This window comes from Streptomyces sp. NPDC091280 (genome assembly GCF_044768565.1).
Lineage (GTDB): Bacteria > Actinomycetota > Actinomycetes > Streptomycetales > Streptomycetaceae > Streptomyces.
In genome coordinates this window covers 436,027-457,466 of record NZ_JBIVUZ010000009.1, presented here as the reverse complement: position 1 = coordinate 457,466, position 21,440 = coordinate 436,027, and the positions used below count along the sequence as shown (strand labels likewise).

The 21,440-nt window shown below is 71.5% G+C and carries 19 protein-coding genes and 1 pseudogene; 10 read left to right on the top strand and 10 right to left on the bottom strand.

Translation table 11 applies throughout. From position 1 onward, the window contains the following. Positions 1–109: 109 nt before the first annotated feature. From ACIQPR_RS28265 to ACIQPR_RS28250, 4 genes and pseudogenes are all read left to right on the top strand, one after another. Positions 110–3,649, top strand: a complete 3,540-nt coding sequence (locus ACIQPR_RS28265; RefSeq protein WP_403653791.1) for a DNA polymerase III subunit alpha — start codon at positions 110–112, stop codon at positions 3,647–3,649. Further along, entirely contained in the window at positions 3,646–4,614 is a 969-nt protein-coding gene (locus ACIQPR_RS28260; protein WP_403653788.1) for a DNA polymerase thumb domain-containing protein, read from the top strand. The genes ACIQPR_RS28265 and ACIQPR_RS28260 overlap by 4 nt, the downstream gene beginning before the upstream one ends. A gap of 13 nt (positions 4,615–4,627) precedes the next feature. After that, a pseudogene (locus ACIQPR_RS28255) lies at positions 4,628–4,720 on the top strand (MarR family transcriptional regulator); the annotation flags it as partial. Between the two features lie 146 nt (positions 4,721–4,866). Further along, a complete protein-coding gene (locus ACIQPR_RS28250; protein ID WP_403653785.1) occupies positions 4,867–5,724 on the top strand; it encodes an esterase/lipase family protein in 858 nt (285 codons plus the stop codon). Positions 5,725–5,794: 70 nt separating this feature from the next. Here the strand turns inward: ACIQPR_RS28250 and ACIQPR_RS28245 are convergent, their stop codons facing one another. Next, positions 5,795–6,841 (bottom strand): lytic polysaccharide monooxygenase, encoded by a 1,047-nt coding sequence (locus tag ACIQPR_RS28245; RefSeq protein WP_403653782.1) that lies wholly within the window; start codon positions 6,839–6,841, stop codon positions 5,795–5,797. 193 nt (positions 6,842–7,034) lie between these two features. Here ACIQPR_RS28245 and ACIQPR_RS28240 point away from each other — a divergent pair, with 193 nt between their 5' ends. Together ACIQPR_RS28240 and ACIQPR_RS28235 are read left to right on the top strand one after the other, a co-directional pair. Next, positions 7,035–7,391 (top strand): cupin domain-containing protein, encoded by a 357-nt coding sequence (locus ACIQPR_RS28240; RefSeq protein ID WP_403653779.1) that lies wholly within the window; start codon positions 7,035–7,037, stop codon positions 7,389–7,391. Further along, entirely contained in the window at positions 7,388–7,834 is a 447-nt protein-coding gene (locus ACIQPR_RS28235; RefSeq protein WP_403653776.1) for a GNAT family N-acetyltransferase, read from the top strand. The genes ACIQPR_RS28240 and ACIQPR_RS28235 overlap by 4 nt, the downstream gene beginning before the upstream one ends. A gap of 27 nt (positions 7,835–7,861) precedes the next feature. On the opposite strand, the gene ACIQPR_RS28230 is transcribed toward ACIQPR_RS28235, so the two are convergent. Next, positions 7,862–7,996, bottom strand: a complete 135-nt coding sequence (locus ACIQPR_RS28230; protein ID WP_019066207.1) for a hypothetical protein — start codon at positions 7,994–7,996, stop codon at positions 7,862–7,864. A 135-nt stretch (positions 7,997–8,131) separates the two neighbouring features. Here ACIQPR_RS28230 and ACIQPR_RS28225 point away from each other — a divergent pair, with 135 nt between their 5' ends. Next, on the top strand, positions 8,132–8,731 hold the full coding sequence (locus tag ACIQPR_RS28225; RefSeq protein WP_403653773.1) for a class I SAM-dependent methyltransferase: 600 nt from the start codon (positions 8,132–8,134) through the stop codon (positions 8,729–8,731). Positions 8,732–8,738: 7 nt separating this feature from the next. On the opposite strand, the gene ACIQPR_RS28220 is transcribed toward ACIQPR_RS28225, so the two are convergent. Next, complete coding sequence (locus ACIQPR_RS28220) at positions 8,739–9,239, bottom strand: DUF402 domain-containing protein (RefSeq protein WP_403653770.1); 501 nt, start codon at positions 9,237–9,239, stop codon at positions 8,739–8,741. Then, complete coding sequence (locus tag ACIQPR_RS28215; protein ID WP_403653767.1) at positions 9,220–10,149, bottom strand: GNAT family N-acetyltransferase; 930 nt, start codon at positions 10,147–10,149, stop codon at positions 9,220–9,222. Before ACIQPR_RS28215 ends, ACIQPR_RS28220 begins: the two co-directional genes overlap by 20 nt. Before the next feature lie 71 nt (positions 10,150–10,220). Here ACIQPR_RS28215 and ACIQPR_RS28210 point away from each other — a divergent pair, with 71 nt between their 5' ends. After that, positions 10,221–10,589: a GntR family transcriptional regulator gene (locus ACIQPR_RS28210; RefSeq protein WP_403653764.1), complete on the top strand. Its 369-nt coding sequence runs from the start codon at positions 10,221–10,223 to the stop codon at positions 10,587–10,589. Positions 10,590–10,621: 32 nt separating this feature from the next. Here ACIQPR_RS28210 and ACIQPR_RS28205 read toward each other — a convergent pair whose 3' ends face one another. Beyond that, positions 10,622–11,716 carry a DUF5925 domain-containing protein gene (locus tag ACIQPR_RS28205; RefSeq protein WP_403653761.1) on the bottom strand — a complete coding sequence of 365 codons (1,095 nt, stop codon included), beginning with the start codon at positions 11,714–11,716 and terminating at the stop codon, positions 10,622–10,624. 119 nt (positions 11,717–11,835) lie between these two features. Here ACIQPR_RS28205 and ACIQPR_RS28200 point away from each other — a divergent pair, with 119 nt between their 5' ends. Beyond that, entirely contained in the window at positions 11,836–13,251 is a 1,416-nt protein-coding gene (locus ACIQPR_RS28200) for a xylan 1,4-beta-xylosidase (protein WP_403653758.1), read from the top strand. A 34-nt stretch (positions 13,252–13,285) separates the two neighbouring features. Here the strand turns inward: ACIQPR_RS28200 and ACIQPR_RS28195 are convergent, their stop codons facing one another. The 5 genes from ACIQPR_RS28195 to ACIQPR_RS28175 all read right to left on the bottom strand — a co-directional run bounded on the left by ACIQPR_RS28195 (position 13,286) and on the right by ACIQPR_RS28175 (position 20,360). Continuing rightward, complete coding sequence (locus ACIQPR_RS28195; RefSeq protein ID WP_403653755.1) at positions 13,286–17,062, bottom strand: lipopolysaccharide biosynthesis protein; 3,777 nt, start codon at positions 17,060–17,062, stop codon at positions 13,286–13,288. Beyond that, positions 17,055–17,855 carry a polysaccharide deacetylase family protein gene (locus tag ACIQPR_RS28190; RefSeq protein WP_403653752.1) on the bottom strand — a complete coding sequence of 267 codons (801 nt, stop codon included), beginning with the start codon at positions 17,853–17,855 and terminating at the stop codon, positions 17,055–17,057. Before ACIQPR_RS28190 ends, ACIQPR_RS28195 begins: the two co-directional genes overlap by 8 nt. Next, the gene (locus ACIQPR_RS28185; RefSeq protein WP_403653749.1) at positions 17,848–18,849 is read right to left on the bottom strand and encodes a glycosyltransferase family 2 protein; all 1,002 of its coding nucleotides are present in this window, start codon (positions 18,847–18,849) and stop codon (positions 17,848–17,850) included. Before ACIQPR_RS28185 ends, ACIQPR_RS28190 begins: the two co-directional genes overlap by 8 nt. Continuing rightward, positions 18,846–19,664: a glycosyltransferase family 2 protein gene (locus tag ACIQPR_RS28180; RefSeq protein WP_403653746.1), complete on the bottom strand. Its 819-nt coding sequence runs from the start codon at positions 19,662–19,664 to the stop codon at positions 18,846–18,848. The genes ACIQPR_RS28185 and ACIQPR_RS28180 overlap by 4 nt, the downstream gene beginning before the upstream one ends. Positions 19,665–20,033: 369 nt before the next feature. Then, positions 20,034–20,360, bottom strand: coding sequence for a hypothetical protein (locus tag ACIQPR_RS28175; protein ID WP_403653743.1), 327 nt, complete (start codon positions 20,358–20,360; stop codon positions 20,034–20,036). Between the two features lie 272 nt (positions 20,361–20,632). Between ACIQPR_RS28175 and ACIQPR_RS28170 the strand changes: the two genes are divergently transcribed. Beyond that, on the top strand, positions 20,633–21,439 hold the full coding sequence (locus tag ACIQPR_RS28170) for an SGNH/GDSL hydrolase family protein (protein WP_403653740.1): 807 nt from the start codon (positions 20,633–20,635) through the stop codon (positions 21,437–21,439). Position 21,440: the final 1 nt, after the last annotated feature.

Genomic DNA, 21,440 nt, shown 5'->3' with positions numbered 1-21,440 from the left:
TCCGAACGGATGTCGCACACGCGTTCGAGATTGGGGGTATGGTGGGGCTGAGGCAGCTGGGAACAGATGTTCGATAATCCTTCGGGGTCCACGAGTGCGGGAGGTGCGTGTGCCGGGTTTCACGCATCTGCACACCGTCTCCGGGTACTCCCTGCGCTACGGCGCCTCGCACCCCGAGCGGCTCGCCGAACGCGCCTCGGAGCGGGGCATGGACGCCCTCGCCCTCACCGACCGCGACACCCTCGCGGGCACCGTCCGCTTCGCCAAGGCCTGCGCCAGGGCGGGCATACGCCCCCTGTTCGGCACCGAACTCGCGGTCGGCGAGCCGGTACGCGGGCAGCGGCGCCGGACCCCGGTGCGCGGCGGTGCCTTCATCGACGAGTCGACTCCCCGGGTCACCTTCCTCGCCCGCGACGGCGCGGCCGGCTGGGCCGACCTCTGCCGCCTCGTCACCACCGCCCACACCGCTGAAGGCACCCCCCTCCTGCCCTGGCCCGCCAACCACGGCGACGGCCTGACCGTCCTGCTCGGCCCCGCCTCCGACGTCGGCCGCGCCCTCACCGCGGGCCGCCCCGACCGCGCCGCGAAACTCCTCGCCCCCTGGCGTGAGGTCTACGGCGACGCCCTGCGCCTCGAAGCCGTCTGGCACCACCGCGCGGGCACCGGCCCCGGCTCCCTGCGGCTGGCCGCCCGCACCGTCGGCTTCGCCGCCGACCAGCGCGTGCGGCCCGTGCTCAGCAACGCCGTGCGGTACGCCGACCCCGGCATGGGCCCGGTCGCCGACATCCTGGACTCCGCGCGCCGGCTCGTCCCCGTCGACCCCGCCAAAGGGCTCGACCCGGGGGAGGCCTGGCTCAAGGACGCGGACACCATGCTCGTCGCCGCCGAACGGATCGTCGAGGCCGCCGGCTACCGCCGCGACACCGCCCACCGCCTGCTGGAGCAGACCCGGGCCACGGCCGCCGAATGCCTCGTCGACCCCGAGGACGACCTCGGCATCGGCACCGTCCACTTCCCCGAACCCCACCTCGTCGGCGCCGGCCGGCGCACCGCACAGCGCGCGCTCGCCTCACGGGCGGCGGCGGGGATGGTGCTGCGCGGTCACTCGGGCAAGCGCGCGTACTGGGAGCGGATGCACCGCGAGCTGGACATCATCGCCCACCACGACGTCGCCTCCTACTTCCTGACGGTCGCTCAAGTCGTGGACGACGTGCGGGAGATGGGCATCCGGGTCGCCGCGCGCGGCTCCGGCGCGGGCTCGCTCGTCAACCACCTCCTCGGCATCGCGCACGCCGACCCCGTCGAACACGGGCTGCTGATGGAGCGGTTCCTGTCCGAGCGCCGTTCCGTGCTGCCCGACATCGACATCGACGTGGAGTCCGCGCGCCGCCTGGAGGTCTACCGCGCGATCATCGCCCGCTTCGGCACCGAGCGGGTCGCCACGGTCTCGATGCCGGAGACGTACCGGGTGCGGCACGCGATCCGCGATGTCGGCGCGGCCCTGTCCATGGACCCCGCCGACATCGACCGCATCGCCAAGTCCTTCCCGCACATCCGCGCCCGGGACGCCCGCGCCGCACTCGACGAACTGCCCGAACTCCGGGCGCTGGCAGGGGAGAAGGAGAGATACGGACGCCTCTGGGAACTGGTCGAGGCCCTGGACGCGCTGCCGCGCGGAGTCGCCATGCACCCCTGCGGGGTCCTGCTCTCCGACGCCGGCCTGCTCGCCCGTACACCGGTCGTGCCGACCAGCGGCGAGGGCCTGCCCATGTCGCAGTTCGACAAGGAGGACGTCGAGGACCTCGGACTGCTCAAACTCGATGTGCTGGGCGTGCGGATGCAGTCCGCGATGGCGCACGCGGTCGCCGAGGTGGAGCGGGCGACGGGGGAGCGGATCGACCTGGACGCGGTACCGCCGGGCGACCCGGCGACGTATCGACTGATCCGCTCCACCGAGACGCTGGGCTGCTTCCAGATCGAGTCGCCGGGCCAGCGGGACCTGGTCGGACGGCTTCAGCCGGCCACCTTCGACGACCTCGTGGTCGACATCTCGCTCTTCCGGCCGGGACCGGTCGCCGCCGACATGGTGCGGCCGTTCATCGAGGCGCGGCACGGGCGGGCGCCCGTCAGATATCCGCACCCGGACCTGACGGAGCCGCTGCGCAGCACCTACGGAGTCGTCGTCTTCCACGAGCAGATCATCGACATCGTGGACATCATGACCGGCTGCGGACGCGGCGAGGCGGACCGGGTGCGGCGTGGACTGTCCGACCCGGAGTCGCAGGGGCGGATCAGGTTCTGGTTCGCGCAGCACGCGGCGGCGAGGGGATACAGCGCAGAAACGATTCAGCGGACCTGGGAGATCGTCGAGGCCTTCGGTTCCTACGGCTTCTGCAAGGCGCACGCGGTCGCGTTCGCCGTCCCGACGTACCAGTCGGCGTGGCTGAAGGCGCACCACCCGGCGGCCTTCTACGCCGGGCTGCTCACCCACGACCCCGGGATGTATCCGAAGCGACTGCTGCTGGCGGACGCGCGGCGGCGCGGGGTGCCGATCCTGCCGCTGGACGTGAACCGGTCGGCGGTCGCCCACCGTATCGAACTGGTGTCTGAGTCAGTGTCTGGGCCGGTGTCTGAGTCGATGTCTGGGCCAGTGTCTGGGGCGGTGTCCGAATCCCCTGGTTCTTCCGAACGCTGGGGTCTCCGGCTCGCGCTCTCCGACGTGCACGGCATCAGCGAGGCCGAGGCGGCGCGGATCGCGGACGGGCAGCCGTACGCCTCGCTGCTGGACTTCTGGGAACGGGGGCGGCCGAGCCGTCCGCTGGCCGGACGCCTCGCCCAGGTCGGCGCGTTGGACGCCTTCGGCGCCAACCGGCGTGATCTGCAACTGCACTTGACCGAGCTGCACCGGGGCGCCCGGGGTGCGGGCGGTGGTCAACTCCCGTTGTCCGGTGGGAGGGAGACGGCGCCGGCCGGGCTGCCCGACCTCTCCTCGACGGAGCGGCTCAGCGCCGAGCTGGGTGTGCTGTCCATGGACACCTCGCGCAATCTGATGGACGACCACCGGGCGTTCCTCGACGAGTTGGGCGTGGTGTCGGCGCGCCGGCTGCGGGATGCCCGGCATGGAGAGACGGTGCTGGTCGCGGGCGCCAAGGCGGCCACCCAGACCCCGCCGATCCGGTCCGGCAAGCGGGTCATCTTCACCACCCTCGACGACGGCACCGGCCTGGTCGACCTCGCCTTCTTCGACGACTCCCACGACGCCTGCGCGCACACCGTCTTCCACTCCTGGCTGCTGCTGGTGCGCGGGGTGGTGCAGCGGCGCGGCCCGCGCAGCCTCAGCGTGGTGGGCGCCGCCGCGTGGAACCTCGCCGAACTCGTCGAACTGCGCGCCGAGGGCGGGCTCGACGTGGTCGCGGCCCGGCTGGCGGAGCCCGCGCCGGAGAGGCCGGCGGGTCAGGGACCTGAGGGTCAGGGACCGGCGGGGGAGGGGCCGGTGGGCGAGGAGTCCGGCGACGGCGCGGCACGGGACCGGCGGATCCGGCTGTCCACCGGATTCGAGCTGCATCCATGGGCCGATCTGCGTCCGGCGGGCGAAGAGCCCGCGAAGGTACGGAAGTTGTGGCACCAGAGTCCGGGGAGTGCGGGATGACCATCCTCTGCGTACGTTTCCAACTGCCGCCGGCACAAGGGGCCGCCCTGCCCGGGCTGCTCGGCCTGCTGGAGGAGTTCACGCCCGTCGTCGAGGCCCTGCCGCCGGACGGCGCGCTGGTCGATCTGCGGGGCGCCGAACGGTACTTCGGGCGCGACGCGGTCGAACTGGCGGCGGTGATCCGGGTCCGGGCACTCGCCTTCTACGGCGCCGACTGCGTGATCGGCGCCGGTCCCGGCCCGATGCTGGCCCGCATGGCGCTGGCGGACGCCCGGCCCGGCGTGACCGGTGTCGTACCCCGGGACGCCGTCGCGGAGTTCCTCGCCGGACGGCCCGTCTCCGCGCTCCCCGGCGTCGGCGCCGCGACCGCCCGCACCCTGGGCGAGTACGGCCTCGACACCCTCGGCCGGGTCGCCGCCGCACCCCTGTCCACGCTCCAGCGGCTGGTCGGCGCCAGGGCGGGCCGCGAACTGCACGAGAAGGCGAACGGCGTCGACCGGGGCCGGGTCGTCCCGAACGCCGTCTCCAGCTCCCTCGCGACCGAACGCCCCTTTGGCCGCGACGAGTTGGACCCCGACCGGCACCGCCGCGCGCTGCTCTCGGCCGCCGGGGAACTGGGCGCCCGGCTGCGCGCCCTCGACAAGGTCTGCGCCGGCCTGACCCTCACGGTCCGCTACGCCGACCGCTCCGCCACCACCCGCAGCCGCACCCTGAAGGAACCGACCGCGCACTCGGCGGCGCTCACCAGGGTGGCCTACGACATGTACGAGGCCCTCGGCCTGCAACGCGCCCGGGTCCGCTCCCTCACCCTGCGCGCCGAAGCCCTCGGCCCCGCCGAACAGGCCTCCTACCAGCTCACCTTCGACCCGGCGGACGAAAAGGTCCGCCGCATCGAACAGACCGCGGACCGGGCACGGGCGAAGTTCGGCCCGAGGGCGGTGATCCCGGGGTCGCTGGCGGCGTGACGGGCCTTGTCCGTGGGCCGAACTGCTGGGCGAGGGTGAAGTACGCGTGTTGTGTGACCGTTTGGTGCGTATTGCGCCCTACGGTCCCATCAGGCCGACCTGGTGACTGGTTATCACTGGAAGTTTTTACTGACGCGTAACTTCACGCTTCACCTACTCGCTCGTAACTTGATGAGAGAACAGCATTCTTGTGATCCGGATCACAGGGCGTAAGGCCGTCGCAACTCCCTTGAGCCGCAAGGAGATCACACGATGCTGCCCTGGAAACGAGTGCTCAGACCCCTGACCGCGCTGCTCCTGACCGCCGCGGTCGCCGCTCTCCCCACCGCCGCCCACGCGGCGAGCGCCCCGAGCACCGGCTGGAACGACTACAGCTGCAAGCCCTCCGCCGCCCACCCCGATCCGGTCGTCCTCGTCCACGGAACGTTCGCCAACAGCACCGACAACTGGCTTGTTCTCGCGCCGTATCTGGAGGCCCGCGGTTACTGCGTCTTCTCCCTCGACTACGGCCAGCTCCCCGGCGTCCCGCTCATCTACGGCCTCGGCCCCATCGACAAGTCGGCACAGCAGCTCCAGACCTACGTCGACACCGTGCTCGCCGCGACCGGCGCCGCCAAGGTCGACCTCGTCGGTCACTCGCAGGGCGGCATGATGCCCCGCTACTACCTCAAGTTCCTCGGCGGAGCCGCCAAGGTGGACACCTTCGTCGGCATCGCGCCCGACAACCACGGCACCACCCTGGACGGCCTCACCAAACTCCTGCCGTACTTCCCGGGAGCCGAGGACGTGATCTCCGCGACCGCCCCCGGCCTCGCCGACCAGATCGCCGGCTCGGCCTTCCTCACCAAGCTGAACGCGGGCGGCGACACCGTCCCCGGCGTCCACTACACCGTCATCGCCACCAAGTACGACGAGGTCGTCACGCCGTACCGGAGCCAGTTCCTCAGCGGATCCGACGTGCACAACGTGCTGATCCAGAACCTGTGTTCACTCGACCTCTCCGAGCACGCGCTGCTCGGGCTGTCGGACCGGATCGCCTTCCACGAGGTCGCCAACGCCCTCGACCCGGCGCACGCCACCACCACCAACTGCCTGTCGGCACTGAGCTGATCGCACCTCGCGGGGTCTGTCCGACCTGAGCCGCCGGACAGACCCCGCCCCCTGGACGGCCCGACAGGGCCTAGTAACGGCCGTGCCGTCCAACGCCGTTGGTCGCACGGCGGCGGACCGAGGCGAACAGGGCCGCGGAGCCGAGCGCGAGGGAGGCCGCGCCGCCGATGACGAGATACGGCGAACCGTCGTTGCCGCCGGTCGCCGCCAGCTTCTGCGAACCGCCCGCGGTTCCGGGCTCGTCGGCCTGTTCCGCGGCGGCGGCGACCGGCTCCGCGGAAGTGCTCGCGTCCGCGTCCCCGTGACCGTGGTGCTCCACGGTCGACCTGTCGGCCCCGGCCGCGATCTGCTCGTCGGACGGCGCGGAGGCCGACGGCGCGGCAGTGGTCGGCGCGGCAGTGGTCGGGGCCGCCCCGGCCGGAGTGGGCGTCGGCGTCGAACCGCCCGCCGCGCCACCGCCGTCGACCCCCGCACCGCCGCTACCGCCGAAGGTCACGTCCGAGCAGGAGTAGAAGGCCTCCGGACTGTCCGAGCGCTGCCAGACCGCGTACAGGAGCTGCTTGCCGGAGCGCTGCGGCAGCGTGCCGGAGAAGGTGTAGAAGCCGCCCGAGGCGACCGGGTCGGTGGCCGTCGCGACCGGGTGCTCCAGGTCCAGGTCGGCCCAGGCGAGCGGCTGCGCGGGGTCGTAGCCGGACTTGGTGAGGTACACCTTGAAGGTGCCCTTGTGCGGCGCGGTCACCCGGTACTTGAAGGTGTACGAGCCGCTGCGCACGCTCGTCGCCGGCCAGTCCGCGCGGGCCAGGTCGAGGCCCTTGAACTCCGCGTTGTTCGCGCTGCACAGCCTGCCGTCCGGGATCAGCGCCTGGTGCCGCCCGTTCGCGTCGCCGATGCGGATGCCGTTCCAGTCGTAGAGCGCCTGGGTGCCACCGGCCGCGACCGCTGCCCGGCACGCGGCCGACTTCGGGTTCTCCGGGCCCTCCGCGTAGCACTGCGCGACCCGGCTGACCGGATCCCCCATCGAACCGTGCGCCGCCGCGGGCGCCGCGCCGAGCGCGGTCAGCGCGAGGGGAGCCGTGCCGAGGACGGCGACGGCGGCGGCCTTGCGGCGTGCGAGCATGGCGGAACTCCAACTCCTCGAACGGTTCGCGGCGCGGGGCCCGGATCCCTGTGGGGTGATCAGAAGCTAGCCCCTGGAAACCGCGGAATCGCCTGCTGGAGACGGGAGGGAGAGATCCTTATGGTCGCGTTAAGGCAGGGCTAACCGAGGGCTCAGGGACGGTGGGTGTCATGAGGATCGAGAGGTGCGGCGGATGAGCAGACCGCAGTCGGAGTTCCACCGCCCCGAGGCGGCCTGGCGGCGGCCGGCCGGGGCGCCCGCCGGAGTGTGGGAGCAGGAACTCGCCGTGGATCCGGACTCCGGGGACTCCACCGTGCTCCAGCGGTACGAGCCGGGAACCGACACCAGCGCCCAGGGCGCCGTCCGGCACGACCACTTCGAGGAGGTCTACATCCTGGAAGGCGACCTCACCGACCTGCGCCTCGGCGAGACCTTCACCGCGGGCATGTACGCCTACCGCCACCCGGACATGGAACACGGCCCGTGGACGAGCGCGGAGGGCGTCCGGATGCTCGTGATCAGCACGCACACCGCCGGGCACCGCCCATGACCGACGAGGTCCGCGCGGCCGTGCCCGCCGACGTACCGGCCGTGAAGACCGTGACCGACCTGGCCTACGGCCCCTACATCGCGCGCATCGGTGTGGTGCCGCAGCCCATGGAGGCGGACCACACGGCCGATGTGGCCGCCGGACGGGTGTTCGTCACGGGCGACCCCGTGATCGGCCTGGTCGTGCTGGAGGAGCGCGCGGACCACCTGTTCCTCGACAGCGTCGCCGTCCACCCCGACGCGCACGGCACGGGCGTGGGACGGCGGCTGCTGCGCTTCGTGGACGCACGCGCGCGTGCCCTGGGACTGCCCGAGGTCAGGCTCTACACGCACGCGCTGATGCGGGAGAACCAGGAGATCTACCCGAGGTACGGCTACGAGCTCATCGAGCGGCGCGTGGACGGGCCATACGACCGCGTCCACTACCGCAAGCGGCTGGGCTGAGCGCGGGCGGCCGGGCGCCGGTCCGGGTCAGCCGTCCGGCCACCAGGTGCGGGCGATGTCCTTGCGGACCTCGGGGCGCTCCACAGGGCGCTCGTCGGCCTCGTCCCGCACCCGGCGGGCGTCCGACTTCTTCAGGGGCTTCTGCACGGTCACGCGGCGCATGGCTGCCTCCTTGTGTCCACCCGGGTTCGTGTTCTCACGGGGTGGACCGTTCCCGGGAGGGTGACTCATCGGCGCGGGTCTGTCTGTGGTGGCTGTCACGATCGGACTGTCAGTGGCGGGTGTCACGCTGGGGCCATGAGTGAATCCGAAGCATCCGTCGACTGGGACGCGGCGGCCCCGGCCTTCGACGACGAGCCCGATCACGGCCTGCGCGACCCGGAGGTCCGCCGGGCCTGGGCGGACCGGCTGCGCGGCTGGCTGCCCGTCGCCGCGGCCGACGTCCTCGACCTCGGCTGCGGCACCGGCAGTCTCTCGCTCCTGGCGGCCGAGCAGGGACACCGTGTCACCGGCGTCGACCTCTCCCCGGCGATGGTGGACCTCGCCCGCGCCAAGCTGGCCGGCCGTGACGCGGTGTTCCTGGTCGGTGACGCGACGGCACCTCCGGTGGGGGAGCAGCGCTACGACGTCGTCCTCGTCCGGCATGTGCTGTGGTCGCTGCCCGACCCCGCCCGGGTCCTGCGGCACTGGCGCGGCCTGCTGCGCCCCGGCGGCCGGCTGGTACTGATCGAGGGCCGTTGGGGGACGGTGAGCCCGGTCGGCATATCCGCCGACCGGCTCACCGGGCTCCTGGCCCCCGTCGCCGGGCACGTGCGCGTGGAGCGGCTGTCGGACGACCCGCTGCTGTGGGGGAGGGCCGTGGCCGACGAGCGGTACGCGGTGGTCGCCACGGAGTGAGCGGGCCTCACCGCAGCAGCGTGCCCAGCCCGCCCGCACGGGCCAGGCCCTCCAGCTCGTCGAGCGCGGCCACGGCCGCCGCCGCGGCCACCGGGTCCGACCCGGCCAGCCCGCTCGCCTCGAACTCGTCCTCGTCCAGCCGCCGTACGTCCGTACCGTCCGCGGACACCCACAGGTCCAGATCCAGGTCCGTCACGACGAGTTCGGCACCGGAGCGTGTCGCGGGGCGGGTGATGTCGCAGTACCAGCCCTTCAACCGGCCGCCGCCGTCCCGGACTTCCTTCACCGCGTACCAGCGGTCCCGCCAGTAGTACTCGGTGAACACGTCACCGCGCTCGAAGCGCACGAAGCCGAAGTCGCGGACACCGTCACCCGCCCAGGGGGCACGGACGGCGAGGCGGACACCGTCGTCGCGGAGCAGCTCGGCCGGATAACGGATCTTCGTACGGCCCGCCTTGACGAGGACGACATCCAACTGGCGGGCGGAATCAGGCGAGTTCGCGGACATAGCGCACCTCCGTGGCACAGGTCTCGTAGCCGAACCACTTGTTGATCGCGAGCATGGGGCCGTTGCCGGCGTCGTTGCCCGTGAACGCCTCCGTGAATCCGGCGGCGCGGGCGCGGTGCAGCGAGTCGTTCTTGGCGAGTTTGGCCAGGCCCCGGCCGCGCTGCGCGCGGGCGGCGCCGGTCATGACGGTGCCGTAGCGGGTGCCGCCGTCGGTGCGGGCGGCGCTGAAGGCCGCCGGGTGTCCGTCGACGAGCGCGACGGACGTCAGCCCGGGGCTGAACAGCGGGTGGCGCCAGGTCTCCTCCAGCCAGGCCTCGTAGTCGGTGAACTCGGTGTCGATGTCGCCGGGTTCGTCCAGCGACGCCTCCGCGTCCAGTTCGAACAGGGGGCGCGGGTCGTCGGCGAAGTCCGAGCCCGGGCGGATCTCCACGCCCGGCGGCGGGTCCTGGAGCGGGGGCAGGGTGCCGTGCGCCAGGTCCAGCCGGAGGAAGTGCGCGGAGCGGCTCGCCGTATAGCCGAACCGTTCGGCGAAGGCGCGGTTGGCCGGCTCGTCCAGCACCCAGGCGTAGATCCTGGTCGCGCCCTCGGCGGCCAGGTGCTCCTCGGCGGCCCGGACCAGGAGCGCGCCCGCGCCCCGGCGCGTCCGCTCCGGGTGCACGTACACGTTGGCGAAGCCCTGGCCGGGCTCCGGGCTCTCGTGGGCGATGCCCACCTGTGCCGTGCCGATGATCTCGCCGTCCTCCTCCGCGACCAGCCTGCGCAGCCGGGCCTCCGGCCGCGCGTGGGTGACGTCGAAGGCGACGGACTCCGGGGTGAACAGCACGTAGGGCAGCGCGAGGCGGCGGACTCGGACGAAGCCGTCCAGGTCGGCCCGGACGCCGGGGTTCAGGTCGCGCGCGATCACGGTCATGGGGCCGCACGCTACGGCGCGGCCACGCCGTAGTGCCTCTCATTTTCCGGCGGGTGCGGGACAATCGGGCCGTGACCTTGAAGATCCGCATCGACGACAGTGCCGCGCCCTACGAGCAGATCCGCGCCCAGATCTCGGAGCAGGCCCGCTCCGGCGCGCTGCCGGTCGGCCACCGGCTGCCCACGGTACGGGGACTGGCCGAGTCGCTCGGCCTCGCCGCGAACACCGTCGCCAAGGCGTACCGGGCGCTGGAGACGGACGGGGTGATCGAGACACGGGGGCGCAACGGAACACTGATCGCCGCCGCGGGCTCGGCGGCCGAACGCGAGGCGGCACTCGCCGCACAGGCCTACGCGGAGCGGGTACGGCGGCTCGGCCTGTCGGAGTCCGACGCCCTGGCCGCCGCACGGGACGCGCTGCGGGCGGCCTACGGGGCGTAGGGCGTCGGGAGGTGTCCCGGTGCTCGTGGCCGCTACAGGTACAACCCCGCGTCCGCGCCCTCCCGTTGGTCCGGTACCGAGGTCGGCTGGGTGCCCCGGCGCAGTGCGTACAGTTCCGCCAGGGTCGCGCCCTCGCGGCCGACGCCCTCCTCCGTGCCGAGCCAGGCGACGGCCTCGCGACGGGTGAGCGCGCCGACCTCGATGCGGGCGAGGCAGCGGCCCGGGCGGACCACGGCGGGGTGCAGCCGCTCCAGGTCCTCGTTCGTGGTGACGCCCACCAGCACATTGCGGCCCTGGCCGAGCAGGCCGTCCGTCAGGTTCAGGAGACGGGACAGGGCCTGGCCCGCCGTGTGCTTGGCCTCGCCGCGGATCAACTCGTCGCAGTCCTCCAGGAGAAGCAGCCGCCAACGGCCCTTGCCGGTCGAGTCGTCCTCGCCGATCGCGATGTCCATCAGATAGCCGACGTCGCTGAACAGCCGCTCCGGATCCAGCACGCAGTCCACCTGGCACCAGTCCCGCCAGGAACGCGCCAGCGTGCGCAGCGCCGAGGTCTTGCCGGTGCCCGGCGGACCGTGCAGCAACAGCAGCCGGCCCGCGATGTCCTCCGGGGTCGTCTGCATCAGACGGTCCATCGCGTCGGCCACCGGACGCGTGTAGTTGGGGCGCACCTCGTCCCAGGTGCCCGCCGAGATCTGCCGGGTCGTCCGGTGCGGGCCGCGCCTGGGGGAGACGTACCAGAAGCCCATCGTCACGTTCTCCGGCTGCGGTTCGGGCTCGTCCGCCGCGCCCTCCGTGGCCTGGTCGAGGACCTTCTGGGCGAGTTCCTCGGTCGTCGCGGTGACGGTGACGTCGGCGCCCCGGTTCCAGCGGGAGATCAGCAGGGTCCAGCCGTCGCCCTCCGCGAGTGTCGCGCTGCGGTCGTCGTCGCGCGCGGCGCGCAGCACGCGGGCGCCCGGCGGGAGCAGGGTCGCCCCGGACCGTACGCGGTCGATGTTCGCCGCGTGCGAGTACGGCTGCTCGCCCGTCGCGAAGCGGCCGAGGAACAGCGCGTCGACGACATCGGACGGGGAGTCGGAGTCGTCGACGTTGAGCCGGATCGGCAGTGCGTCGTGCGGGTTGGCGGACATGGGGGCCATGATCCGGCACACGGACGCCGTGCGCACCCGCTTTCCGCGGTGCGCTGTTACAAGGCTGTGTGTCCGGAGACCTGCCCCACCTCCTCCCACCGACGTTACTGTTGCCCTTGATGGGACGTCATGGGTGGAATTCGGGGGCACGACGGTGGCGCCTCACCGCGCTGCTCGGCGTCGGTGTGGTCGCACTGGCTCTGATCGTGACCCTGATCAACACGCTTCCCGGCGGCGGAAGCACCGCGGGCACCTCGCGCGACGGCGACAAGGTGCACGGCACCCCCGCGACCCCGCCCGACGAGGACCGGCCGGAGGTCGGCTGGGGCTTCACCCACACCCAGTACAGCGCCGACGAGGGCAACGACACCGCGACCGAACGCGTCGAAGGGCTGCTGGCCAAGTCCCGACTGCCGCAGGACCAGGCCATCATGGGCTGGGGCGCCGACAACCCCGAGCCGGTGAAGGGGCGTTACGACTTCGGCTCCCTGGACCGCCGGATCGACTTCGTCCGCACGTCGGGCGGCACCCCGGTGATCACCCTGTGCTGCTCCCCGGACTGGATGAAGGGCGGCAAGTCGGGCGTCGACAACACCGATTGGAGCCAGGCGTCCCTGGAGACGGCTCCGCTGCCCGACCACTACGCGGACTTCGCCGCGCTCGCCGCGACCGTCGCCAAGCGGTACCCGGACGTCACCCACTTCCTCGTGTGGAACGAGTTCAAGGGCTTCTGGAACGACGCCGAACAGCGCTGGGACTACGAGGGTTACACCAAGCTCTACAACCTGGTCTACCGGGCGCTGAAGAAGGTCAACCCGAAGATCATGGTCGGCGGGCCGTACCTCGTGATGGACAGCGTCGACCCGCGCGACCCGGACGCCTCCCGCACGTTCAAAGGGAGTTGGGGCGCGATGGACCAGCGGATCGTCGACGCCTTCGACTACTGGAACAAGCACAAGGCCGGCGCCGACTTCGTGGTCGTGGACGGCTCCAGCTACACCAACGACGACGAGCTGCTGCCGGACGAGTTCGGCGCCACCGACAAACTCACCGCCGTGAGCGAGTGGGTACGGAGCCAGACGCACGACCTGCCGCTGTGGTGGGCCGAGTACTACGTCGAGCCCGCGGACGGCAACGACGACCGCAAGGGCTGGTCGGAGACCCACCGCGTCGCCGTCCAGGCCGCCGGTCTGATCGCCATGGCCAAGGGCGGCGCCACCTCCGGCTTCTACTGGAACCCCGAGACCGAGCAGGGCACCGGCTGCGCGGGCTGCCTCTGGACCCCGACCGACAGCTCGGACGGCGGGAGACAACTGCCCATGTACGACCTGGTCTCCCGCTTCGACGCGGCCTTCGGGCCCGGTACGAAGCTGGAGACGGTACGGGTCGCGGCGGACGACGTGCCCAACGTGCGCGTCCTCGCCAGCGACAGGACCGTACTGGTCGTGAACACCCAGGACCGGCCGATCAGCGCACAGGTCGACGGCAAGCGGTTCGACATGGCGGCCTACGAGGTCAAGTGGCTCACGCGCTGAGCCACTTGACCCCGTGGGGCATTGTCTTCGACGTCTACTTCATCGTCAGGAACCGCTGCACCAGCGAGGCCAGCAGCACCGCCAGCAGCGGCAGCGAGAACCAGAAACTGCTCTGCATCCACCGCAGTTGACGCACACTCGGCCGCACCGCGACCCGGACGATCTCGCGGGCCGTCAGCATCAGGATCAGCGCGAGCGCGGCGAGCGCGCCCACCACCGACCACGGCGTCCAGGTGATCTGCGGTCCGATCGGCCCGGGATCGGGCTGGGGGACCGCACCGGCCGGCCGCTCGCGCAGCGCGTACATGGTCACGTCGTCGTTGACGAGGACCTTCCGCAACTCCTGCCGGTTGTCCAGGTTCCGGATCAGCCGGGACTCCCAGGTCGCCGAGTAGCCCGAGTCCAGCTGGAGCGCCACGACCTGGCTCTCATTGACCATCAGATACGAGTTCGGGCCCGCGTCCTTGAGCGCCTTGACCAGACCGGACACCAGGACCGGGTCCGAAGGGGCCAGCGTGGGAACGTAGTTCACCCGCTCCATGTCCTTCGCGCCCCACGGCATCGCCGGCGTCACATCGTTGACGGTGTCGTCGGTGAGCCACAGCAGCCGTACGGTCGGCCGGTCGTGGGCGTACACGTAGTTCATGGCGGCGACCTCGCCGGGCCGCACCCGCTCGAAGCCCTCGTTGCCCCAACGGGCCACCAGGAAGCCGCCCATGAGCAGCAGACCGGCGACCAGCGCGGCCAGCGGGGCCAGGCTCGCCCGGTCCTTCTCGCGCTCCTTGGCGGTGACCCCGGCGCGCGGGAAGAGGGCGAGGCCCGCGAGCAGGGCCGCGCCCGGCACCGCGAACATGAAGACCCGTAGCGCCATCTCGCCGCCGTAGGACTGCATGCCGAAGCCCAGGAACGGGACGAAGGTGAGGACGAGGAGGGAGCGTTCGCGGTACTTGTGGTCGCGGCGGCGCCACCAGCCCCAGCAGGCGAGGGCCAGCACCCCGCCGGCCAGCAGGACGCGGGTGTAGAGGACCAGCTTGTGGGTCGAACTGCCGCCCTGGATACGGCCGGAGACCGAGGTCGAGACATTGCTGCCGACGCCGCCGACCCCGCCGAAGAGGTCGTTGAAGTGCCCGGACCAGTACGGCTCGGCCATGAAGCCGAGCCAGACCGCGACCAGCACCCCGAACAGGATGGGCAGACCGCGCAGTTCGCAGCGGCCGATCAGGACGAGGACCGTGAGCACGCCGAGCATCACGAACGGCGTGAGCTGGTGGGCCGGGACGCTCGCCGCGAACAGGCCGATCAACACCAGGAGCAGCACGGCCTGTTGGCGCCGGTCGGTGGGTTCGACCTCCGCCTCGCCGGGCCGCCGTCCCGTCCACAGGACGCCCGGCGCCCGGAACCAGACCAGGAGGATCGCCACGAAGGCGAGATAGAGCAGGAAGGTGAAGCCCTGCGGGGAGAAGTAGTCCTGGCCGACCCAGCCGCTGAGCACGAAGATCCAGACGCCGGTCCACTTCGCCCGCCAGCTCGCCCGCAGCGAGCGCACGAGCAGGAACATCGGTGCCAGATAGGCGAGTTGGATGGCGGTGGGCCACCAGCGGATCACCTCGGTCCAGTCGGTGATCCCGCAGGCCCTGCCGATGAAGGCCGCCGCCGCGAAGAAGCCCGGCCAGCTCCAGCGGGCGTCCAGGTCGGGTACGGCCGACCCGGTGCGGTCGATGTAGTCGATGAACCCGAGGTGCTGCCAGGCCGTCGGGAAGCGCGGCTCGGGCTCGATCACCGCGGGCAGCGCGTGCAGCGAGACCACGGTCGCCAGCAGCGTGATCAGCAGCAGCGCCTTGTGCTCACGGCCCAGCCACAGCAGCGACGCGAACACCGTGACCAGCAGCGCGGCCCCCACCAGCGTGGGCAGCGGCAGCACCGAGACCAGCCCGAGCCCGCCCATCCGGTCGAGGTCGGCCTCGCCGAGCCGCAGCGCGGGCACCCAGTACAGGAGCAGCGCGGCGACCAGCAGACAGCCCAGCACGACCCCGGGCCGGGTGGGCACCAGCCGCTCGCGCGGCGACAACGGCCGCGGAGGCGGCGGCACTTCGGCCTCCCGCGCCTGCGCCGCCGCGTCCTCGCGGGCCTGTTCCCGCACCAACGACGCCTCCGGTATGACCACCCGGTCCGAGCCCTCGGCGGGCTCGAACGGCGCGTCCACCTCGGGCTCGGCGCGCCTGCCGCCCGGCGCCCGGGTCGCCCGCTGCTCGCCGGACACGACGGGCGTGCCGGTGGGCGGGGTGCCGGGCCCCGGGCGTACGTCCGGCCGGCGCTCCAGATGGTCGAAGTCCACGTGGATGCCGAGGGCGAGGGTGTCGGAGTCGAGCGCCCAGGCCGGGCCGCGCCGGCGCTGCGCGGGCGGGATCTCGCGGGCCCCGAGGTCGGCGAGGTCGCCGTCCGGTGCCGCGTCCTCGGGCGGTTCGGCGGCCGGTGCCGCCCTGAGCGTCCGGAAGAGTCTGGGCGCGGCGATCGTCACGATCACCGCGAGGCTGGAGATCTCGGCGACCCCCGCGCCCGTGAGGCCCATGCGGGGGAGCAGCAGCAGTGTCAGCCCGAGCACCAGGACGCACAACAGGCCCTGGAGCCAGGCGAGTCCACTGGTGCGGCTCTGCGCGCGCAGCACCGCGAAGTACGTCTCCATGACGACCCGCAGCAGCGCGCCCACCGCGAACCAGCGCAGCAGCGGGGTCGCCGCGTCCGCGTAGCCCGCGCCGAACACGCCCAGGATGTACGGCGCCCCGAGGAACAGCAGTCCGCAGATCGGCAGCATGATGCGGGCCATCCGCTTGAGCGCGGCCCGGGTGTTGGCGGCGATGCGCGCCGGATCGTGGGAGCCCTCGACGGTCAGTGAGGCGCCCATGTTGATGGCGAGCAGGTTGACCGTGCCGCCTATCGTCGTGGTGATGTAGAAGTACGCGTTGTCCTCGGAGCTGACCTGCGAGGCGATGATCACCGGCACCAGGTAGACCACGGCGAGCGAGAACAGCGAGCCGGTGTAGTCCCCGGCGAGGAAGCGCCCGATCTCCCTCAGCGTCGGCGGCTTCGCGTGCTCCTCGGTCGCCTTGATGTGCCGGGGCACCAGCCGCCGGAACACCAGCCAGCCGAGCGGCACCACCGAGAACGCGATGGCGGCGACCCACGACACGAAGACACCGCTCATGGTGAGGACGGAGGCGAGTCCGACCAGCAGCGCCAGCTTCACCGCCGAGAACACGGTGTTGCCCACCGGCACCCAGGGCGCGCTGCGCAGCCCGGTCAGCACCCCGTCCTGGAGTGTGAGCAGGTTCCAGGCGACCACGGCGACGACGAAGCCGAGCGCGGGAAGCGGCCCGTGCAGGAAGCGGTACGAGGGTCCCCAGTCGCTCAGGGTCAGCAGGAAGATCCCGGCGCCGACCGCGACGACGAGCGAACTGCCCGCGTAGGTACGGAAGATGAAGCGTCCGGTGGCGCGTCCGGCGACCGGGATGAACCGGGCCAGGGCGCCGGTCAGGGTCACCGCGGTGAGTCCGGCGAGCAGCTTCATCGCGGCGATGGCCGCCGAACCCTGCCCCACGGCGGAGGCCGAGTAGTAGTGGGCCGCGATCAGCCAGTAGCCGAGGCCGAGCACCGCGGAGATCCCGGTGTTCAGCATCAGGGCGTAGGCGTTGCGGAACAGCGGGCTGCCGCCGGGGGAGGTGCGCCTCCCCGGCAGGCGCAGACGGCGCCCCGGCTGCCGGGGCGGCTCGGTCTCGGGCGTTGCGGCCTGGGTGGTGGTGGTCGTGTCAGACACGGGAACGGCTGACCTTCCGGCGGACCTGTCGAGCTCTGCGGACCATGGCGTACCCCTGGGTGAGGGCCCGGTCCCTGGCGAAGTTGCGGGCGATCGCACGGCCCTCCACGAGCCGTTCGAACTCCTCGACCCCCGTGCTCCGGCGTATGGTCACCCGCCGCAGGGCGTACGGCCCCTGCCGGCGGCGGGCGAGGTCGTTGCCCACGGCGAGCGCCTGGGTGAACCCGGTCTCCCGTACCGCGACCCGCACCCGGCGGCTGGAGTAGCCGTACGGATAGGCGAACGAGACGGGTACCGCGCCGAGTTCGTCGGCGACGATCTCCTTGCAGCGGAACAGCTCCGCGTGCAGCGAGTCGTCGTCCAGCTGGTCGAGCTGCGGGTGGGTGTGGCTGTGGCCGCCGATCTCGACGCCGGTGTCCGCGAGTCGGCGGATCTGGTCCCAGTCGAGCATGGTGTCCAGGCCGCCCCCGGTGTCGTGGGCGCCCCTGATCCAGCCGGTGGAGACGAACAGGGTCGACGCGAAGCCGTGGCGGGCCAGCGCGGGCAGCGCGTGCCGGTGCACGCCCTCGTAGCCGTCGTCGAAGGTGATCAGGACCGGGCGCTCCGGCAGCGGTTTGCCCGAGCGCCAACTCGCCGCCAGTTCGGCGGTGTTGATCGGGGTGAAGCGCAGGTCGCCGAGGAGCGCCAGCTGTTCGGCGAAGGCCTCCGGCGCCACGGACAGGGCGCGGGTGGCGTCGTTCGGGGCGGCGGCGATCGAGTGGTACATGAGGATCGGCACCGGTGTCTCACTCATGCGTGTCCCCCCGATCGATCTCCGTCACCGCGAAGGTGGTGCCGCCCCGCCGGGCCCGCAGGCTCCCGACGAGGTATCCGCCCGCCGCCGTGAACACCCCGGCGACGATCGCGCCCGCCCGGCCCGCGCCACCCGGCCGCGCCTGCGCGAAGTCCCGCAGCCCGCGCGCCACCCCGGCCGGCAGCACCCGGGTGGTGTAGCGGCGCTCCGACTCAAGTCCCTTGCCCGCGCCGACACTTCGGGCGACCAGCGCCTTGGACAGGCCCTCGGCGTAGGTGCGGGTGCGGAAGTACCCGAAGTGCTCGCGGGCCTCGGGCACCCGGTGGTGGATCACCGCCCGGTCGTCGATCAGCAGCACCGCGTCCGGTCTGGCCCGGGTGAGCCGGATGCACAGTTCCGTCTCCTCGCAGCCCAGCGGACGCTTGTCGCCGTCGCGTCCGATGCCGGTGGCGAAACCCCCCGCCGCGTCGAACGCCGTACGCCGGAACGAGGCGTTGCCGCCGAGGACGTTGCGCACCCGGACCCGGCCGGGCGGCAGGCCCTTGTAGGTGGCGCCCACCACCCAGTCGAACTCCTCGGGGAACCAGACCGGCCGGCGGCCCGACGCCCAGACCGGCACGGTCCGGCCGCCGACGGCCATCACCGCCGGATCGGTGTACGCCTCGGCGAAGTAGCGCAGCCACTCCCGCTCGGCCACGGCGTCGTCGTCGAGGAAGGCGACGACCTCGCCGCGCGCGACGGCGATACCGGTGTTGCGGCCCGCGGACAGACCGCGCGGGCCCGCGTTCGCCAGCACGCGGACCTCGCCGCTCTCCCCCAAGTCCTTGTACTCCCTGGTGAGTCGGTCCAGGAGAGCGGGGTTGTGGTCGACGACCAGCAACGTCTCCAGGGCGGGCCGCGACTGCGCCCGCACCGAGGAGACCGCCGCGAGGATGTCCTCCCAGCGGTCCTCGGTGTAGACGCAGACCACGACAGAGATGCCGGGACCGCTCAAGACACCTCTCCCCGGGCCGAGTCGATCATCGTGGCGTGTGAACGGCGGCGCAGCGCACGGCGGTTGGAGCGCTCCTTGAGGATCACCCGGAGGACCCGGAGCCCGTCCCGCACGGCGCGCAGATTGCTCGTGCCGTGGATGCGGAGGTACTCGTGGCTGGGGATCTCCTGCACCTTGAGGCCGGCCTTGACCACCCGGATGTTGATCAGGGTCTCGATCTCGAAGCCGGTGCAGTCGAGGTCGATCTTGTCGAGGCAGTGCCGCCAGAACGCGTTGTATCCGTAGCAGAGATCGGTGTAGCGGGCGCCGAACTTGCGGTTGACGATCGTGCACAGCGCCCAGTTGCCGAGCTTGCGGATGAACGTCATGTCGTCCGTGCCGCCGCCGTTGGCGAAGCGGGAGCCCTTGGCGAAGTCCGCGCCCGAGACGAGGGCGGAGACATAACTGACGATCTCGTGCCCGTCGGCAGAACCGTCCGCGTCGACCATCACGATGATGTCGCCGCTGCACGCCTCGAATCCGGTGATCAGGGCATCCCCTTTGCCCTTGCCCCGTTGTCCCACGACCTTTACCCCGGGCCACAGTTCGCGGGCCACTTCCACGGTGTTGTCGGTGGAATTTCCGTCCACAAGAACCACTTCGTGTATCCACGCGGGCAGTGTCTTGAAGACGTAGGGAAGATTCTCCGCCTCATTCATCGCGGGAATCACCACGCTCACCGGCGGTGCGATGGCCAGGTGCGAGGAGATCGGCCGGTAAATGGCCGACTTTAATGGATCTTGGCCCGATGTCGCTGGGCGCAGAACAGAACTCACGAGTCTGGTCCCTCTCGTCCGGCGGACCGCCCGCCCCTGTGGGCGGCCCGGCTCTGTGCTCCGGTTCGAAAGGGGGGTTCTCACGGGCGGCACGGACTAAGGAAACTCCGTGCGCGCGTGGTGAGCTGGCAAAGCTGGTCGACCCCCGAAAGGCTTGAAAGCCGGCCGCGCGGCACGACTCGGTCACATGTACGGTCACCGAGCACGGCACCCCCCTACCGCGCCCCGCGCCGGTTCATCGCGGTCCTTGAGCCCTCCCCTAGAGCCGCTCGATGATGGACCGGTGCGGGTGAGATTACGACGGTATTGATGATTGAACCCGTATGGCAAGGCCTGGAACGAGGCCTCACGTTTTTGTTGGTTTGACCGTTACACTACTTTGTCAGCCGTTGTACGGCCGCGCATATGCCGCATCAGAACCGATAGCGCCATCAGGCCGCTGATCACCGCCACGGCGACTATTCCCCCCTCGACCGACCATCGGTGAACGGCCAGCATTCCCTGCGCGACCAGCATGTCCACCGCCACCGCGCCCGCCACCGAGGTGAGGACACGGCCGTAGGGATCGAGTCCGCGCAGCGCCGCCGCGATCGCCGAGGCCGGCGCGGAGAAGAGGAAGAACAGGGCGAACGGTCCGCGCAGCGGCGAACCGGAATCGGTGAGCGCGAGCACCGCGCCGACCGTCCCGACGGTCACGGCCGCACCCGCGAAGAGCGCCGACAGGTCCCTCCCCGGTCCTGGTCGAGCCCGCTCGGTGTCGGCGGTGGATGTTCTCTTGATACCTAAGGTCTGCATTGGCGACTTTGCCCCCCAGCGCGCCGGATGCCGGACTTCAATGTGGCGCAGCCCCGGTCGGCCCGTCAAGATGCCCACCCGGAGGCCCCCTTACTCCTTTGGCATGCACACTTCCCGTCAATCGGCCCAGTTGGTACGACGGTTGTGGCAGAGATCCTGCTAAGGGAGGTTCCATGAGACGTTCCCGATTCACGGCATACGTGACCTCGCTCCTCCTCGCCGCCGGACTCGCCCTGACCGGGGCGATGACGGCGCAGGCTTCCCAACTCGCCGCGAACGGCGGCTATGTGGCCCTCGGAGACTCCTACTCCGCGGGCGTCGGCGCGGGCAGCTACATCGGCTCCAGCGGCTCCTGCGACCGCAGCACCAAGGCCTACCCCTATCTGTGGGCAGCCGCCCACTCACCCTCTACCTTCAGTTTCACCGCTTGCTCCGGCGCCCGAACGAGTGATGTTCTGGCGAACCAACTCACCCCGCTCGGCTCGGCCACGACCCTCGTCTCGATCTCGGTCGGCGGCAACGACGCGGGCTTCGCCGACGTCATGACGACCTGCGTCCTCCAGTCCGACAGCTCCTGCCTGACCCGGATCGCCACCGCGAAGGCGTACGTCGACTCGACGCTGCCCGCCCAACTCGACAAGGTCTACTCGGCGATCAGCGCCAAGGCCCCCGCCGCGCACGTCGTCATGTTCGGCTACCCGCGCTTCTACCAACTCGGCACCACCTGCCTCGGCCTGTCCACGACCAAGCGCACCGCCATCAACGGCGCGGCCGACTACCTCGACAGCGCCATCGCCAAGCGCGCCGCCGACCACGGCTTCACCTTCGGCGACGTGCGCACCGCGTTCAGCAGCCACGAGATCTGCTCCGGCAGCTCCTGGCTGCACAGCCTCAACCTGCTGAACATTGGCGAGTCCTACCACCCGACCGCGGCCGGCCAGTCCGGCGGCTATCTGCCGGTCCTCACCGGCGCGGTCTGAC

Bases quoted from the DNA above. Each gene is read 5' to 3' on its own strand.
- ACIQPR_RS28260 (WP_403653788.1), top strand. From the start codon at position 3,646: ATGACCATCCTCTGCGTACGTTTCCAACTGCCGCCGGCACAAGGGGCC.
- ACIQPR_RS28240 (WP_403653779.1), top strand. From the start codon at position 7,035: ATGAGCAGACCGCAGTCGGAGTTCCACCGCCCCGAGGCGGCCTGGCGG.
- ACIQPR_RS28200 (WP_403653758.1), top strand. From the start codon at position 11,836: ATGGGACGTCATGGGTGGAATTCGGGGGCACGACGGTGGCGCCTCACC.
- ACIQPR_RS28230 (WP_019066207.1), bottom strand. From the start codon at position 7,996: ATGCGCCGCGTGACCGTGCAGAAGCCCCTGAAGAAGTCGGACGCCCGC.
- ACIQPR_RS28235 (WP_403653776.1), top strand. From the start codon at position 7,388: ATGACCGACGAGGTCCGCGCGGCCGTGCCCGCCGACGTACCGGCCGTG.
- ACIQPR_RS28225 (WP_403653773.1), top strand. From the start codon at position 8,132: ATGAGTGAATCCGAAGCATCCGTCGACTGGGACGCGGCGGCCCCGGCC.
- ACIQPR_RS28170 (WP_403653740.1), top strand. From the start codon at position 20,633: ATGAGACGTTCCCGATTCACGGCATACGTGACCTCGCTCCTCCTCGCC.
- ACIQPR_RS28205 (WP_403653761.1), bottom strand. From the start codon at position 11,716: ATGTCCGCCAACCCGCACGACGCACTGCCGATCCGGCTCAACGTCGAC.
- ACIQPR_RS28220 (WP_403653770.1), bottom strand. From the start codon at position 9,239: ATGTCCGCGAACTCGCCTGATTCCGCCCGCCAGTTGGATGTCGTCCTC.
- ACIQPR_RS28245 (WP_403653782.1), bottom strand. From the start codon at position 6,841: ATGCTCGCACGCCGCAAGGCCGCCGCCGTCGCCGTCCTCGGCACGGCT.
- ACIQPR_RS28250 (WP_403653785.1), top strand. From the start codon at position 4,867: ATGCTGCCCTGGAAACGAGTGCTCAGACCCCTGACCGCGCTGCTCCTG.
- ACIQPR_RS28215 (WP_403653767.1), bottom strand. From the start codon at position 10,149: ATGACCGTGATCGCGCGCGACCTGAACCCCGGCGTCCGGGCCGACCTG.
- ACIQPR_RS28190 (WP_403653752.1), bottom strand. From the start codon at position 17,855: ATGAGTGAGACACCGGTGCCGATCCTCATGTACCACTCGATCGCCGCC.